Raw genomic sequence first — 19194 nt, forward strand, 5'->3', positions numbered from 1 at the left:
CCAGGCCTCGATCACCGTCGACGGACGTGCTCGGCGGTGCCGGTCGAGCTGCCGAGCCGCCTCGCCATAGAGATCCGTACGCGAACCGGGCGGTGGCACGTAATCTACTGCCGCCGCGCCGGTGAGACATCAGTGCGGCGATTCCACGGACCGGATCACCAATTTCGGACGAGATGACAATCGCAACGCCGCTGTCTTATGTTAACAACCCCGGCAGAATATATATCGTTTTGTGCGTCTCGAATCACGTTCCGCCCGTTTGTATATACGCCATACACCTTCGTGGCCAGGGCATTCGGTCATCGGATCGAGCGCCGAAGGCCCTGCGTCATACGGCGTTACATTCGGCCCATCCGACCTCCAGGTTAACGCTCTCGCTGAAAATCTAGATCATTCCGTGTCACCCTTATGAATACGGTGAGCATTTCGCGATGCGAATTTCGAAAACCGGGTTTGCATAGCAAACTAATCAGCTTAGACTGAGCCGTGGTCGGGAATAGAGGAAAGTTCAATGACTGTTCTGCGACCACCGCAGCATCCCGAGGCGGGATCGAGCGGCGTTACCGAGCCGGACGTGTCAGCAATAGCGCAGGTGCCGCTGTCCGCTGGGCAGCGTGGGTTATGGCTGGCGCAGAAGTTGCGTCCGGATGTGCCGATCTCCGAGGCACAGTACATCGACTTGCATGGAGATCTCGATGTCGATCTCCTACGCGAGGTATCGATTCGAGCAGGCCACGAGTTCCAGTCCGGATACCTGCGGCTGGTAGAGGTCGACGGCGAGCCGTATCAGTTCTTCGACCCGTCGCTCGAGTACGCGGGGCCGGTAATCGATGTACGCGGTGCACCGGATCCCGTTGCTGCGGGGTTGGAGTGGATGCATCGGGAGTACACCACGCCCCTCGACATGACGCGGGACCGGTTGGTGGGAACCGCGATTGTCCAGGTCGGGGACCTGCATTACCTGCTGTACACCAGAATCCACCATGTCGCGTTGGACGGCTACGCCGGAATGATGATCGTGAACCGCATCGCGGCGCTGTACACCGCGGCGGTGCGGGGACAGACGGCGGAGCCGAACCGGGCGGCGGACGTACGCGCCCTGTACCAGGCCGACCGCGACTATCGGGAGTCCAAGCGATTCGCCGACGATCAGGAATACTGGCTGAACAGACTCGCCGACGCCGGGGACGAGTCCAGCCTGGTCGACGGGCACGCACCGGCCCGCGCGGACAGCACGGTGACAACCGCCGAACTTTCGCCGGAGACGGTGGAGCGGATCGATCATTCCGCGAAAGCCATGAATGCGAGCCCGGCCGCGGTGGTAATCGCCGCGTTCGGCTGCTACCTGGCCCGGATGACCGGCCGCGATGAGGTTATGGTCAATATTCCCGTTTCGGGTCGCACCAACGCCGTACTGCGCCGCTCCGGCGGGATGTTCGTCAATGTCGCACCCCTTCCGCTCCTGCTGGATTCGGGCGATACCGTTGCGACAGTTACGCGGCGGGTGCAGTCCGATCTGGTGGGGGCGTTGCGGCACCAGCGGTGCGGCCTAACCGATATCCGTGCCGCCGCCGGATACCACGGCGGACAGCGGCGTTTCGCGGGCCCGGTGGTGAATGTCATGTTCTTCCACCAGGAGATCCGGTTCGGATCAATGACCGGGGAAGTCCATATCCTCAGCTCAGGGCCGGTCGACGACTTGCTGATCGACCTGTATCAAACCGGGGATCCGCCGCGGACGATCCTGCACTTCCTGGCCAATCCCAACCTCTATACCGACGCCGAACTCTCGGCGCACTGCACCAGATTCGGGGAGTTCCTCGACGCGTTCGCCGCCGCGCCGGACACCGCTATCGAGCAGGTTCACCCCGACAGCGCCCGTGCGGGTGCCCGGATCAGGCGTCGCCGTGACAATCTGGCGTTCTGGCAGGCCGCGCTCACGGACCTTCCCGAAGAGCTTCGCCTGCCGTTCGACCGGCCGCGGCCGGCGGCGCTGTCGAAGCGAGGCACGACCGCACGGTACCCGTTGCGTGCCGATCTGGTTTCGGCGTTGCAACGGTACGCGCGGCAGCGTAGTTCGTCACTGTTCACGGCGATCCACGCCACATTGGCAGTCCTGCTCGCCCGGTTGAGCGGCACCACTGACATTCTGATCGGCACACCGATCGCCGCGCGCGACGATGCCACCGACGGATTCGTCGATACTCTGCTGCTGCGGACCGAGATCGATCCCGATGAATCGTTCACCGACCTGCTCGGTCGTGTCGAACAAACCGATCTGGATGCCTTCGACCACTCCGATGTTCCGTTCGAGCAGATGCTGGACGAACTCGTTCCGCAGCGGTCTCGGTCCTGGCAGTCGCTGTTTCAGGTGATGCTGGCGTTGCGGAATCCGGAGCCCGGTCTCGCGCCGTCGGGGATCGACCTTCTCGAAGAGGCGTCTCGTTTCGACCTGCAGTTCCTGGTGTCGGAAAACCATGACAGCGGCGATATGACCGTCACGGTCACCTACGCCGCGGATCTGTTCGACGCCGCGACCATCGATTCTCTTGCGCATCGGTGGATTCGGATTCTGGAATCGATAACGACCGATCCATCCATTCCCGTCGGAGTCATCGACGTACTCGAACCCGTCGAGCGAGCCGACCTGCTGACCCGCTCCGGCGCGCCTTCGACAACCCCTACCACGCTGCCCGCTCTGCTGGCGGCAGCGGCCACACTCCATCCCGACGCCACCGCGATCATCTACGACGGACAACAACTGAGCTATCGAGAGCTCGACGAACACTCCAACCAGTTGGCACGACAGCTCATCGAGCGCGGCATCGGACCCGAAGACATCGTCGCCATCGGCATTCCGCGCTCGGTGGACTCGGTACTCGCGGTATGGGCCATAGCCAAATCCGGGGCCGCTTTCCTGCCGATCGACCCGACCTACCCGACCGAACGCATCACCCACATGATGACCGATTCAAAAGCGGCCATCGGCATTACAACCGCATCCGTACACGCGCAACTACCCGACAATATGGACTGGCTGATATCGGACAATCTCGATACTTCCGGCGACCGGCCCAACACCGATGACAACCGGCCCGTCACCGACAGCGATCGGGTTCGTCCCTTGCGGATCGACAATATCGCCTACCTCATCTACACCTCCGGCTCAACCGGACTCCCCAAAGGCGTAGCGGTCACCCACCGTGGACTCGGCAACTGCGCCGCGGCACACCGGGCTACCATGGGCATCGAACCCAGCTCCCGCGCGCTGCATCTGGCATCACCCAGCTTCGATGTATCGGTACTCGAGTTGCTGCTGCCGCTGGCTGCCGGCGCTGCCATGGTCGTCGCACCCACCGACGTCTACGGCGGGGATGAACTCGCCGCACTGCTCGAACGCGAACACATCAGCCACCTCCTCATCTCACCGTCGGTGCTGTCCACCATCGACCACACCCACTGGCCACTACCGGATCTGAAGTATCTGATGGTCGGCGGTGAGGATTACGGCAGTGAGGTGGTCGAACGCTGGGGCAGCGACCGTGTCGTACTCAACGAATACGGACCAAGCGAAGCCACCATTTCCACGACGCTGAACGCGTCGCTGACAGTGGGCGAGTTGGTCACGATCGGCCGCCCGATCCACGGCGTCTCGGCATGGGTATTGGATCAACGACTACAACCGGTACCGGTTGGTGTGGCCGGCGAATTGTATGTCGCCGGCGATTTACTGGCCCGTGGATACCACCATCGAACAAACGTGACGGCCGAACGATTCGTAGCCTGCCCCTGGATACCCGGCCAACGCATGTACCGCACCGGCGACATCGTCCGCTGGACCACCCACCGAACAATCCAACACCTCGGCCGATCCGACTTCCAAGTGAAAATCCGCGGCCTACGCATCGAACTCGGCGAAATCGACACCACACTCACCACCCACGAAACCGTCGCCTACGCCATCACGATCGGCCACCACAACAACACCGGAACCCAAACACTCATCTCATACGTCATCGCCACACCCGACCACACCATCGACACCTCAACCCTCACCCAATACCTCACCCACCACCTACCGTCCTACATGGTCCCGACCTCCATCACCGTCCTGGACCACATCCCATTGACACCAGTCGGCAAACTCGACCGAAAAGCACTACCCCCACCGACCTTCACCGACCACCAACCCTTCCGAGCACCCCGAACACCCACCGAACACACCATCACCCAAGCATTCATCGACGTACTCGGCATCGACACCATCGGTCTCGACGACTCATTCTTCGCCCTCGGCGGCGACAGCTTGGTCGCCACCCGCGTCGCTGCGCGACTCGGGGCCGCATTGGATGCCGAGATTCCCGTGCGACTGTTGTTCGAGGCTTCCACAGTCGCGGAACTCGCCACTCGCATAGAGCAGCATGCCGGTACAGGGCGCCGACGCCCACCGCTGATCGCCGGGCCGCGCCCCGATCTCGTGCCGTTGGCGCCAGCCCAACAACGGATGTGGTTCTTCAATCAGTACGACACGGCGTCGGGTGCATACAACATGCCGATCGCCATTCGGCTGCGTGGCGACTTGAACGTCGGCGCCCTGCACTCGGCGGTTGTCGACGTGCTGGGTAGGCACGAGTCGTTGCGAACGCGGTATCCGGATCACGACGGAACGCTGATCCAACTGATCGAGCCCGTCGAGAACGTGGACCGCGAACTGATCGTGGTGCCGGTCGCGCCGAGCCAGTTGGTCGAGACGATCACCGAATTCGTCGCCGAAGGCTTCGATGTGACCGCCCAGACACCCGCCCGTGCCCGGTTGTTCCGCGTTGTCGGTGGCACGGAACCGGAATACGTACTGGCCGTCGTGGTGCACCACATCGCCGCGGATGGCTTCTCCATGACGCCGCTGGCGCGCGACGTGACGACCGCATATGCCGCTCGGATCCGCGGGGCGGCGCCGGCGTGGGCACCACTACCGGTCCAGTACGCGGACTACGCACTGTGGCAACGAGCTGTCCTCGGCGCGCCCGGCGATCCGGAATCGCTGGGCACCGAACAACTCCGATACTGGACCGAGGCTCTGGACGGCATTGCCGATGAACTCCGTCTGCCGTTCGACCGGCCACGGCCGGTGGTGCTGTCGAATCGAGGCGCCACGGTCGATTACTCGGTGCCTGCCGGTTTGGTGCGGGCATTGGAACGATTTGCGCGGCAGCATAATTCGTCACTATTCATGGCGATCCACGGCACCTTGGCGGTGCTGCTCGCCCGGTTGAGCGGCACCACCGACATTCCGATCGGCACACCGATCGCCGGGCGCGGAATAGCCGCACTCGACGACATGATCGGCATGTTCGTCAACACCCTGGTACTGCGGACCGAGATCGATCTCGATGAATCCTTCACCGACCTGCTCGGCCGGATCAGACAAACCGATCTGGACGCCTTCGAACACGCCGACGTTCCGTTCGAGCAGGTGGTGGACAAACTCGTCGTACAGCGGTCCCCAGCACGACACCCGCTGTTCCAGGTGATGCTGGCATTCCAGAACCTGGAACCGGTAGCGCTGCGACTCCCCGATCTCGAGCTCTCGATGGTCGATCTGCCGAACGAGGTATCCCGGTTCGACCTGCAATTCATCCTGTCGGAAAACCATGACAGCGGCAATATGACTGTCGCGGTCACTTATGCGACGGATTTGTTCGATCCCGCGACGATCGATTCTGTTGTGCGTCGGTGGATTCGGATTCTGGAATCGGTAACCGTCGATGCGACAGTTGCTGTCGGGGTGATCGATGTCCTCGAACCTGCTGAGCGGGCTGATCTGTTGACTCGCTCCGGTGCGTCTTCGGCATCGCCTGTCACATTGCCTGATTTGTTGACGGCGGCGGTCGCGCTGGATCCGGACGCTACTGCGATCGTTTGTGATGGTCAGGGTTTGAGTTATCGGGAGCTGGACGGACGCTCCAATTGGTTGGCGCGGCGGCTTATCGGGTGTGGTGTCGGGCCGGAAGATGTTGTTGCGATTGGTATTCCGCGCTCGGTGGACTCGGTGCTCGCGGTATGGGCGGTCGCGAAGTCGGGAGCTGCTTTCCTGCCGATCGACCCGACCTATCCGGCTGAGCGCATCACCCACATGATGACCGATTCAAAAGCGGCCATCGGCATTACAACCGCATCCGTACACGCGCAGTTACCCGACGACACCGATTGGTTGATACTCGACGACCTCGACGAGACCGACAGCAGTCCGATCGCCGACAGCGATCGGGTTCGTCCCTTGCGGATCGACAATATCGCCTACCTCATCTACACCTCCGGCTCAACCGGACTCCCCAAAGGCGTAGCGGTCACCCACCGTGGACTCGGCAACTGCGCCGCGGCACACCGGGCTACCATGGGCATCGAACCCAGCTCCCGCGCGCTGCATCTGGCATCACCCAGCTTCGATGTATCGGTACTCGAGTTGCTGCTGCCGCTGGCTGCCGGCGCTGCCATGGTCGTCGCACCCACCGACGTCTACGGCGGGGATGAACTCGCCGCACTGCTCGAACGCGAACACATCAGCCACGCCCTTATCTCACCGTCGGCGCTGTCCACCATCGACCACACCCGCTGGCCACTACCGGATTTGGAACACCTGATCGTCGGCGGTGAGAATTACGGCAGTGAGGTGGTCGAACGCTGGGCCAGCGACCGGAAGCTGTGCAACGACTACGGTCCAACCGAAACCACCATCACCGCGACGCGGACCCTTTTGGCGGCCGGAGAGCCGGTCACGATCGGCCGCCCGATCCACGGCGTCTCGGCATGGGTATTGGATCAACGACTACAACCGGTACCGGTTGGTGTGGCCGGCGAATTGTATGTCGCCGGCGATTTACTGGCCCGTGGATACCACCATCGAACAAACGTGACGGCCGAACGATTCGTAGCCTGCCCCTGGATACCCGGCCAACGCATGTACCGCACCGGCGACATCGTCCGCTGGACCACCCACCGAACAATCCAACACCTCGGCCGATCCGACTTCCAAGTGAAAATCCGCGGCCTACGCATCGAACTCGGCGAAATCGACACCACACTCACCACCCACGAAACCGTCGCCTACGCCATCACGATCGGCCACCACAACAACACCGGAACCCAAACACTCATCTCATACGTCATCGCCACACCCGACCACACCATCGACACCTCAACCCTCACCCAATACCTCACCCACCACCTACCGTCCTACATGGTCCCGACCTCCATCACCGTCCTGGACCACATCCCATTGACACCAGTCGGCAAACTCGACCGAAAAGCACTACCCCCACCGACCTTCACCGACCACCAACCCTTCCGAGCACCCCGAACACCCACCGAACACACCATCACCCAAGCATTCATCGACGTACTCGGCATCGACACCATCGGTCTCGACGACTCATTCTTCGCCCTCGGCGGCGACAGCATCATGTCGATCCAGCTGGTTGCCCGAGCCAGGGCGGCCGGTGTGGCGTTCTCCGCACGCGACGTGTTCGAGCGAAAGACGGTCGCCGAACTGGCCGAGGTCGCGGTCCGCGACGGCACCGCGACGTCCCTTGTGACGGAACTGCCCGGCGCAGGTGTGGGACCAGTACCGCTGACACCGATCATGCGACGGCTACTCGAACGGACCGAGTCGAAGTACGACCGCTACTCGCAGGCGATGATGCTGAATCTGCCGGGGGGAATCGACCGGCAGCGGCTGGCGAACACCGTGCAAGCGGTACTCGATCGGCATGACATGCTGCGCGCACGGCTCTCCTACGACGACGGGCGCAGAGCGTGGGATGTGCTGCCGATAGGAACGATTCGCGCCGACGACGTCATCCACCGGGTGCCGATGCAAGCCAGCACCGAGTTCCCGACATCGGCGGCGGCGGAGTCGACTTCCGCTGCCGACCGGCTCGATCCGGACGCCGGGATCGTGCTGCAGGTGGTCTGGTTCGATCCGGTGCGCACGGCGGAACCGGGCCGAGTCCTGGTGCTGGTGCATCATTCGGTGATCGATACGGCTTCCTGGCGAGTGCTGGTGGCCGACCTCGCTGTCGCGTGGGCGCGGATCGAATCCGGCGAGCCGCCCGATCTGGCCCCGGTCGGGACGTCGATGCGCAGGTGGTCCTATGGGCTGGTCGAGGCGGCACAACACCCGGAACGCACCGCTGAGCTCGAACTGTGGCGAGCAACCGCCGACGGGCCCGATCCGCTGATCGGGGCGCGAGCCCTCGACCCCGCGATCGACGTGGCGGCCACCGCTCGGACGGTCGAGATCGAGCTGTCCCCCGAGGTGACCGAGACGCTGTTGACCGAGGTGCCCGCGACATTCCACGGCGGGGTGGGCGACGGACTGCTGGCCGCACTGGCGGTGGCGGTGACGAAGTGGCGGCGCGAGCGGGAGCCGGAGACCGCGGGGCTGACGGATATGGTGATCGGTCTCCAAGGGCACGGTCGCCAGGAAGACGTCGTCGCCGGCTCGGACCTGACCCGGACCGTCGGCTGGTTCACCACGAGTTATCCGGTGCGTTTGGATCTGGCGCGGATCGATATCGACGACGCGTGCGCGGGTGGGCCGGCCATGGGCGCAGCGGTCAAGTCCGTCAAAGAACAACTGCTCGCCATCCCGGACCACGGGATCGGCTACGGCTTACTGCGATACCTCAACGACGACACCCGCTCGACACTCGGTGCGCAGCCGACGCCGCAGATCGGGTTCAACTACCTCGGCGGCGTCTCCACCGGGATTCCCGAAGGGGTTCCGGCGGTCGGATGGCTGCCGGTGGACGGCGGCCACATCGTCGGTGCGCGGAATCCGGATATGCCGGTGTCGGCGGTACTCGACATCGAAGCCTGCACCCGCGACGACGGAGAAGGGCCGCGGTTGCGGGCCATCTGGACCTACCCCGCCGAGGTGCTCACCGCCGACGAGGTGTCCGCGGTGGCGCAGTCGTGGTGCCGGGCTTTGACCGCGTTGGCGACCTTTGCCCACAATGCCGGTGGCGGGGGACGGACACCATCGGATCTCGATTTGGTCCGGCTCGGGCAGGCCGAAATCGAGCGACTCGAGAACAGGTACCCGGCGTTGAGCGACATCTGGCCGCTGACGCCATTACAGGAGGGGTTGCTGTTCCACGCGTTGGTGTCGGTGGAGTCGGTGGACGCCTACCTGACCCAGCTGGTTCTCGAACTGCGTGGAGAAGTCGATTCGGAGCGGCTGCGCCGAGCCGGACAAGTGCTGCTGGACCGGCATGCGAATTTGCGCACCGCCTTCGACGCCGATGTCGGGCCGGTGCAGGTGATCCAGCACGACGTCGAAGCCGCCTGGTCGGAACTCGACTTGTCCGGGCTCGATGACAGTGCACGCGATCGCGAGTGGGAGCTGCTCCTGGCGGCGGACCGGGCAACCAGGTTCGATCCCGCTCGCGCCCCGCTGCTGCGTTGGATGCTCGTCACGACCGGGCCGCAGCGCTACCGACTGGTGCTGACCAATCATCACCTGCTGCTCGACGGCTGGTCGACGCCGCTGCTCCTGAAGGAGTTGCTGGTGCTCTACGCCACCAACGGCGACGCCACGATGCTGCCCGAAGTCCGCCCCTACCGGGACTTCCTGGCTTGGATCGCCAGGCAGGACCCGGCCGCGGCGCTCGATGCCTGGGCTCGCGCGTTCGACGGCGCCGAGGAGCCGACCCTGGTGGCGCAGGGCGATCCCACCCGCCGCTACACCGAATCCCGCGATGTGCTCGGCGAGCTGACCGAGGAGCAGACCACAGCGCTGACGAGCCTCGCAAGGGGCCGTGGCGTCACCCTCAACACCGTGATCCAGCTGGCATGGGCAATCGTTTTGGGCACGTTGACTTCTCGGGACAACGTGACGTTCGGTGCCGTGGTCTCCGGACGGTCCCCGCGGATCACGGGCATCGAATCGATGATCGGACTGTTCATCAACACAGTGCCGGTGCACGTCCGTCTCGACGCCGACGAGACCCTCGGACAGCTGCTCGACCGAATCCAGACCGAGCAGACGGCCCTGCTCGACCACCAGTTCGTCGGCCTTACCGAAATCGAGCGGGTCGCCGGGCCTGGGGCGGTGTTCGACACGATGACAGTGTTCGAGTCGTTCCCGATCGACCGTTTCGGGCTGACGGCGGACACCGATATCGCGGGCATGCGAGTAGTCGACGTCTCGGGCATCGACGGCGCGCACTATCCGCTGGGATTGGTCGCACAGGTCGATACCCGACTGCACCTGAAGATCAAGTACCTGCCCGAACTGTTCGACCACGAAACTATGAACGCAACCCTGCGGCGAGTCCAGCGCGTGCTCGGCGTCGTCGCAACCGACCCGGAGCTACCGCTGGCCCGGCTGAACCTGCTCTCCGCCGCGGAATACCGGGAGTTGACACCGGTGTCGGGCTCCCCCGCGGTGCCGGGACGATTGTTGCCGGAGCTGTTGACGGCGGCGGCCGAGCGGGATCCCGGGGCGGTCGCGGTGGTGTACGAGGATCGGCGGTGGACCTACGGAGAGCTCGATACCCAGTCGAATCGGTTGGCACGGTTGCTGATCGATCGGGGTGTGGGGCCGGAGGCCATTGTCGCGGTGGGATTGCCGCGGTCGGTCGAGTCGGTGCTCGCGGTATGGGCGGTGGCGAAGTCAGGTGCGGCATTCCTGCCGGTAGACCCGCAGTATCCGACTGGCCGGATCGAACACATGCTCATCGATTCGGGCGTGGCAGTGGGAATCACCTTGTCCCAGTGGCGGCGTCGATTGCCGGGATCAGTGCCGTGGTTGGTCCTCGACGAGGCGGCGGCCGAAGCCGAGACGTCCGAGGCACCGGTCACCGATGCGGAGCGAACAAGGCCGATCCGGCTCGACCATGCGGCGTACCTGATCTACACCTCCGGTTCGACGGGTGTGCCGAAAGGGGTGGTGGTGTCGCACCAAGGGATAGCTGACCTGGTGGCCGAGCAATGTTCGCGGTTCGATATCGAGCCCAGAGCGCGGGTACTGCATGTCGCGTCGCCGAGTTTCGATGCGGCGGTCCTGGAAATGCTCTGGGCGTTCACCTCGGGTGGTCGGCTGGTAATCGCACCGCCGACCGTCTACGGCGGGAACGAGCTGGCGCGGCTCCTGTCGAGTGAGCGGGTGACCCACGCCGCGATGACGCCGACAGCCTTGGCGACAGTCGACCCCGTCGGGCTGGAGAACCTCGAGACCGTCGTCGTCGGTGGTGAAGCGCCACCACCGGACCTGGTGTTACGGTGGGCACCGGGTCGGAGATTGTTCAACACCTACGGTCCGGCAGAGGCCACCATCCTGACCGACGCCAGTGCGCCGCTGGTGGCAGGCGAGCCGGTAACGGTCGGCGAACCTATCCGCGGGATCGGGCAGGTCGTGCTAGACGGCTGGTTGCGGCCGGTGCCCGTCGGAGTCGTCGGCGAGCTGTATCTCACGGGCCCCGCGCTGGCTCGTGGTTACCGCAACCGAATGGGGCAGACGGCAGCACGGTTCGTCGCCAATCCGTTCGCGGAGCCGGGACAGCGCATGTATCGGACCGGTGACCTGGCGCGGTGGCTGCGGTTACCCCAGGGGAATCTGGCGCTCGACTACGTGGGTAGGGCCGACTTCCAGGTCAAGCTCCGTGGTTTCCGCATCGAGCTCGGCGAGGTCGAATCGGGTTTGCTGGCCTCGGGCGTGGCGCGCGCGGCCGCGACCATCCACCGGAGCGCCGCCGGTGACCGGTTGGTCGGGTACGTGGTGCCCGAGCCCGGCGTCGACCTCGCCCCAGCCGCGGTCCTCGCTTTCGCCGGACAGCGGCTGGCCTCGCACATGGTGCCCGCGGCCATAGTGGTGCTCGACACGCTGCCGGTGACACAAAACGGCAAGCTCGACCGCGCCGCGCTACCCGAGCCGGACTTCACCACGGGTCGAGCCGAATTCCGAGCGCCGATCACCGACGCGCAGACAATCCTGGCCGGACTGTTCGCCGAGATCTTGTGCATCGACACGGTCGGTCTCGATGACTCGTTCTTCGCCTTGGGCGGCGACAGCATCATGTCGATCCAGTTGGTAACCCGAGCCCGGGCAGCAGGTCTGGTGTTCTCCACGCGGGAGGTGTTCGAGCGGAAGACGGTCGCCGGACTTGCTCAGGTCGCTGGCCGGGACAGCACGAAGGCGGTCCCCCTCCCGACGGAACTCCCAGGAGCAGGCGTGGGACCGGTACCGCTGACGCCGATCATGTGTTGGATGTTCGAGCGTGGCGGGTTCGACCGTTTCTGTCAGTGGGTGATGCTCACACTGCCGAGCGGCATAGACATGACCGGGATCGGGGCCAGTGTTCAAGCGGTGATCGATCATCACGACATGCTGCGGGCCCGAGTGCGTCCAGAACCCGCGCAGCCGTCCGGGTGGATATTGCAGGTGCGGCCGGCCGCGATGACCGCCGCCGGGCTGATCCGGCGCGTGCCGGTGCAAGCGGCACCGGACAGCGCCGCCTTCGCCGCGATCGCCGCCGCCGAGGCGAACGCGGCCGCCGAACGCCTCGACCCCGGCAGCGGAATCGTGCTGCAGCTGGTCTGGTTCGACTGGGCCGAACGGCCGGGACGGCTGCTCGTCGTCGCCCACCACCTGGTCGTCGATGGTGTGTCGTGGAGAATTCTGATTCCCGACCTCGCCTCGGCATGGGCCCAGATCAGTGCCGGGCAACGGCCGCGGCTCGCGCCCGTCGGCACCTCGATGCGACGCTGGGCCTACGGCCTCAGCACCGCGGCCGAGCGCCTCGATGAACTCGACTGGTGGCGATCCACCCTCGGTACCGCTGATCCGACGATCGGTACCCGCCCGCTGGACCCGGATGTGGACGTGCAAGCCACGGTCGCCGCTGTCGAGGTGACGCTGCCGACCGCGGTGACCCGCGCCGTGCTCACCACCCTGCCCCGGATATTCCGCGGCAGTGTGGAAGACGCCCTCATCGCCGGACTCGCTCTGGCACTGACGAGATGGCGGCGCCGGCACGGCGACAACGTGACCGACACGCTGCTCACCCTCGAAAGCCACGGCCGCCACGACGCGGTGCTGCCCGGCGCCGACCTCACCCGCACGGTCGGATGGTTCACCACCACCTACCCGGTGCGGCTCGACCTGTCCGGTATCGATATAGACGACGCGTTCGCAGCGGGCGCTGCCGCGGCGGCGGTGGTCAAATCGGTCAAGGAACAACTCCGCGCGATCCCCGATCGCGGAATCGGCTACGGGCTGCTCCGCTACCTGAACGCGGACACCGTCCCTATCCTGCGTGCGCTGCCGACCCCGCAGGTGAGCTTCAACTATCTCGGTCGTTTCGACACCATTCCCGCGCAGCTGCGCGACAGCGGATGGATGCCCGCCGGTGGCGCCACCGACGGCGGCGGCAGCCAGAATCCCGACGCATCCGCGGCAGCCGTGCTCGGCATCAACGCGGTCACCGCGGATACATCGGACGGCCCCGCCCTGACCGCCGCCTGGGACTACCCGACCGGCGTGCTCTCCTCCACCGAAGTCACCGACCTCGCCGAACTGTGGCGCGACGCCGTGACGGCTCTCGCCGCGCACGCGTCCCGGCCCGGTGTCGGCGGGCTGACACCCTCCGATATCGGCCTCGTCGACCTCGACCAAGCCGCGATCGACCGGCTGGAGACCCGACACCCCGCATTGGACGACATCTGGCCGCTCACGCCGCTGCAGGCGGGGCTGCTGTTCCACGCCCAGCTCGCCGACGGCGCACCCGACGCCTACATCGTGCAACTCTCTGTAGAACTCGGCGGACGGGTCGACGCGGACCGGCTGCGCCGCGCCGCGCAAACTCTCCTCGGACGGCACCCGAACCTACGGACCGCATTCGTGCGCGACGGCGCCCACGAGCCGGTCCAGGTGGTGTACCGGCATGTCGAGGTACCGTTCGCCCAAGTCGACTTGGCCGAGCGCGACGACATCGCTGCCGCACTCGAACAGGTCATGGAAAGCGACCGCCATTTCGACGTGGCCTTGGCGCCACTGCTACGCCTGACGCTGATCAGCATCGCCCCCCAGCAGTACCGCCTGCTGTTGAGCATCCATCACATCCTGATAGACGGCTGGTCCACACCACTGCTGATTCGGGAACTGCTGGCCCTCTACGCCGGCGACAGTGTCCACTTGGCACTGCCCCCAGTGCGTCCCTATCGCGATTACCTGATGTGGCTGAACAGCCAGGACCTGGCCGGTGCCGAAACCGCGTGGGCACAGACACTCGACGGTGTGGCCGAGCCGACTCTGCTGGCCCCCGCGAACCGTGGCCGCCGGCCCACCGTCGCCGCACGCGAAGTGCGAGTGCAACTCGACCAGAACCGCACCGCGGCGCTGGTCGCCGCGGCCAACCAGCAAGAGGCCACCCTCAACACCGTCATCCAGGCGGCGTGGGCGCTCGTGCTCGCCAACGCGACCGCCCGCGAAGACGTGGTCTTCGGCACGACCGTTTCCGGGCGTCCGCCACAGCTTCCCGGCATCGAATCGATGATCGGCCTGTTCGTCAACACCGTCCCCGTGCGGGTCCGGCTCGACCACCGCGAAAGCCTCGCCCGACTACTGCGGCGAATCCAAACCGAACAAACGGCGCTACTCGACCATCACCACCTCGGACTCGCCCGGATCCAAAAGGTGGCCGGCCCCGGCGCGATGTTCGACACCGTGACCGTCTTCGAGTCCTACCCGGTCGACCGGACCGGACTGTCCGAAGACATCGACATCGCCGGAATGCACGTCCTCGACATTCAAGGACGAGACGCCGCGCACTATCCGCTCGGCCTGATCGTTCACCACGACACTCGACTGCACCTGACTTTCGAATACCTGCCCGACCTGTTCACTCGACAGCAGGTCGACGCCCTCGCCGACCGAGTGCTGCGGATGCTCGACACCGTTGCCACGCATATCGACCTCCCGCTGAGCGAACTGGAGCTGCTGTCGCCGGTCGAGCAGGCCACACTGGTGCCCGTCCGCGGTCGGCCCGGAACGGTGATGTCGGTGTTGCCGCAGGTGTTGTCGGACGCGGTCACGACGACGCCGGGTACGGAAGCGCTGGTCGGCAACGGCGTAAGGCTGTCGTACCGCGAACTCGATGAAACCTCCAACCGGTGGGCGCGGGCATTGATCAATATGGGGATCGGACCGGAAGCGATAGTCGCGGTAGCGCTACCGCGCTCGATCGACGCCATCATCGCCGTGTGGGCGGTCGCCAAGACCGGCGGCGCGTTTGTTCAGATCGACCCCACCCATCCTCGCGACCGCGTCACGCGCATTCTCGCCGATTCCGGTGCCGCCGTGGGGCTGACCCTCGAGACCTACCGGGACGGGTTATCGGATGCGATCGGATGGTTCGCCCTCGACGATCCCGCCTTCGACGCGACGAGGGCGGACCCCACAGCGATCGATGATGCCGAGCGCACGACCCCGTTACGGCCTGAGCATCCGGCCTACCTGATATACACCTCAGGCTCTACCGGGACCCCGAAAGGGGTCGTAGTCACCCATACCGGGATAGCGAACCTGGCCGCCGAAATACGGGAGCGGTTCGGCCTGACCCGTGCCTCTCGGATGCTGGCTGCCGCCTCGCCGACCTTCGACGTCTCGATCCTCGAATGGCTCAGCGCGACCACGGCCGGCGCCACCCTCGTGCTCGCCCCCGCATCGGTAGCCGCCGGCGCTGAACTGGCCGAGTTGATCAAAGCCGAACACGTGACCCATGCCGCCGTCACTCCCACTGTGCTCGCATCACTGCCCCCGGACGAACTCGACGCCCTCGATACCCTGATCCTCGGCGGCGAGACCTGTCCACCCGATCTGGCAGCACAGTGGACGCCGGGCCGCACCGTGCTCAACGCATATGGAGCTACCGAAACCACCATCGTCAGCTGCGGCCATGCTCCTTTGACCACAACCACGGGCGGTGGCCCGGCGACAATCGGCGGGCCCGTGCTCGGATTCACCGCCGTCGTACTCGACCGCAGACTGCGCCCGGTCCCGGCCGGAGTGGTCGGCGAACTGTACGTGTCCGGACCGGGCCTCGCCCGCGGCTACCACCGGCAGTCCGCGACCACGGCAGCCCGATTCGTCCCCGATCCGTATGGTCCGGCCGGGACACGTATGTATCGGACCGGCGACCTGGTCAGCTGGACGACCAACCGAACTCTGCGATTCTCGGGTCGCAGTGACCTGCAACTCGAGATCAACGGACACCGCATCGAACCCGGTGATATCGAAGCCGCGCTCCGCAGTCACCCCGATATCGACCAGGCCGCTGTCACGGTCCGCGCCCGACCCAACGGCGGCAACCAGCTCGTCGGCTATGTCGTGCCGACTCCCGGCACCACGACCGACACCGCCACACTGACCGCGCACCTCACAAAGCGACTGGCCACACACATGATCCCCACCGCCATAGTCGCCGTCGACCGAATAGCCCTGACCTCTACCGGCAAAGTCGATTACAAAGCCCTACCCACACCCCGCTGGCAACCTGCTCGGTTCCGGCCGCCGTCCACCGCGCTCGAGACCACCGTCTGCGACGCCTTCACTCGAACCCTCGGTCTCGAGCGAGTCGGCCTCGACGACGGCTTCTTCACCCTCGGTGGCAACTCCCTTGCCGCGGCCGAGCTGGTGGCGCGGCTGACGGAGTCGACCGGTGTCAATGTGCCGGTGCAGTGGATCTTCACCGATCCGACGCCCGAGTCGTTGGCCCGCCGCATCGACCTCGGCCGCTATGGGTTCGACGAGCAGGACCCCGGCGAGGCGCTGTCGGTCGTTCTCCCCCTGCGCGCCACCGGGGACGCGCCGCCGCTGTTCTGCGTCCACCCCGCCATCGGATTGGCTTGGGGTTTCAGCGGACTCGTGCAGCACCTCGACCTCGACCACCCCGTGTACGGTCTGCAATCCCCGGCATTCAGTGACGCCACCGCGCAGTTCGAGACGCTCGACCAGCTGGCCGCCCGCTACGTCCGAGAGATCCGGACTGTCCAACCGCACGGCCCGTACCACCTGCTCGGCTACTCGCTCGGCGGCACCATCGCGCAGGCGATCGCCGTCCGACTCCGTGGCATCGGTGAGACCGTCGCCACCCTGGCCATGATGGATACTCGCGTCGTCACCGCGAGCACCGTCCGCGTGCCCACTCCTACGATCGCGGAGCTGCTCGCCGAGTTCGCCGGCCTCGACGTGCCACCGGACCCGGCGGATATCACGGCCGCGGCCGCGGCCGAACTGCTACACCGGCAAGGCGGACTGTTCACTGCGGTGACCCCCGAGCATCTGGTGATCCTGCACGACGACTACGCCCGGCTCGTCGACCTCACGTGGAATCACCGGCCGAGTCCCTTCGACGGTGACCTGATCTACTTCAGCGCTGCCGCCGACACAGCGGACGGCCCCTCCCCGGTCCTGGCGTGGAACAACCTCATCACCGGCCAGATCACCGAACATCGCATTCCGGTCCGACACGAACGGATGATCGAGCCCGACTCGCTGCGCGCGATCGGATTCGTGCTCACCGAGCACTTCCGGTCATCCCGAACCACCCCACGGGAGCCCCCCACCTCTGCAAGGACAAGCCGATCATGAGAACCGACCGAATCGTCGGGACACGTTCCGGCGTCGAGCCAGTCAACCTGTTCGCTCCCGATCCGACGACAGTGCGAATCGGCTCGCACCCCAGTGCTACCGAATTGCGTAGGTGGACTGTCGAATATCTGTGTCGGCCGCACCCCGACCTCGGTCGATCCGGCCCGGTATGTCCATACACCAGCCGCGCCATCTCGAGCCACTTCCTGTGGGCAGCATTCATCGAAGGTCGTTCCATCGATATCGAGCAGCTGACGGCAGTCATCGACGATCTGTTCAGCCTGTTCCCCACCTTGGAGCCCCGGGACGAACCCGAGTCCAGGCTCAAGGCTCTCCTCGCGGTCTTCCCGGACCTCACCGAATACACCGATATCGACGCGATTCAACATGAACAGAAGTCTCGGTTCGTCGAAAAGGGTCTGATGCTGGGGCAGTTCTATCCGGGGTGCACCGTCCCGGGGCTGCACAACCCGGCCTTCCCCGCACTCGACGCGCCACTGCCCATGCTCGCCGTTCGTCATATGGCCCCCACTGACTTCCCATTCCTGAGTTCCCGCCATGAATGGATGGACTCCTACCTCAAACTATTCGCCCCAGCGATCCCCAAGTTCATCACCAGCACCATGTCCGACCGACTCATACAGCCAACCGAAGCCTCGGACGAGACTCGCTGAGGTCGGGTTCGACGGACCAGCGCTTCGTCAGCTCGGCAGGTGCGGCAACACGGCAGCGGCCACGGTCCGGGTGACCACCGGATTCGTGCTCTGCACCGGGACGACCGGCACGAGACGTACGCTGCGGCGGTCCTGTACCTCCACGCCCTGCCCTGCTCGTCGCGGTGCCGCAAGCCGACACACATGCATTACGATCGGCTAGCTGTGCGTGCGGAAATCGAGATGGTCGCGCTGCCCGCAGGGCAGGTGACGCTGTCGGATCGGCGAACCCAGCGAAGTTGGGCGGTCGAAGTGGCGGGGTTCGGGCTGGCGGCGTTTTCGATTACCCAGTCGCAGTATGAACAGGTCACCGGCGGGGCGCCGAGTGCGTCTCGGGGTGATCGGCTGCCGGTCGAGGGTGTTTCGTGGCTCGATGCGATCCGGTTCTGCAATGGCCTGTCGCTGGGTGCGGGTTTGCCGCCCGCGTATCGCGTGCACGCCGACGAGGTCGAGTGGGATGCCGATAGCGACGGGTACCGGCTGCCGACCGAGGCCGAATGGGAGTATGCGTGCCGGGCGGGCACTTCGGGCCCGCGATATGGCGAGCTCGACGAAATCGCCTGGTATCGAGGCAATTCGGCGGAGCACGTGCACGAGGTCGGCGCCAAGCTACCCAACGCCTGGGGCCTGTACGACATGCTCGGCAATGTATGGGATTGGTGCTGGGACATTTACGACGCCGAGGTGTACGACTCATATCGGGTGCTGCGCGGGGGTGGGTGGTCCGACGAGAAGTGGAGCTGCCGGGCCTCGGTGCGACGGCGCAGCCATCCGACCTACCGGATCGATGATGTCGGCTTCCGGATAGCGCGTTCGATTCTCGTCTGAGCC

At 65.3% G+C, this 19194-nt stretch carries 3 protein-coding genes; all 3 read left to right on the plus strand.

Annotation, left to right across the window (positions count from 1 at the left end; genetic code table 11):
* Positions 1–511 precede the first annotated feature (511 nt).
* The 3 genes from ACQP2U_RS27680 (at position 512) to ACQP2U_RS27690 (ending at position 19191) form a co-directional block, all read left to right on the plus strand.
* Positions 512–17650 (plus strand): amino acid adenylation domain-containing protein, encoded by a 17139-nt coding sequence (locus ACQP2U_RS27680; protein WP_433710138.1) that lies wholly within the window; start codon positions 512–514, stop codon positions 17648–17650.
* Positions 17647–18324 (plus strand): DUF6875 domain-containing protein, encoded by a 678-nt coding sequence (locus tag ACQP2U_RS27685; protein ID WP_433710139.1) that lies wholly within the window; start codon positions 17647–17649, stop codon positions 18322–18324. The genes ACQP2U_RS27680 and ACQP2U_RS27685 overlap by 4 nt, the downstream gene beginning before the upstream one ends.
* Before the next feature lie 222 nt (positions 18325–18546).
* Positions 18547–19191 (plus strand): formylglycine-generating enzyme family protein, encoded by a 645-nt coding sequence (locus tag ACQP2U_RS27690; protein ID WP_433716600.1) that lies wholly within the window; start codon positions 18547–18549, stop codon positions 19189–19191.
* The last annotated feature ends 3 nt before the right edge of the window (positions 19192–19194 follow it).

This window comes from Nocardia sp. CA-084685, assembly GCF_050955785.1.
Taxonomy (GTDB): Bacteria; Actinomycetota; Actinomycetes; order Mycobacteriales; family Mycobacteriaceae; genus Nocardia.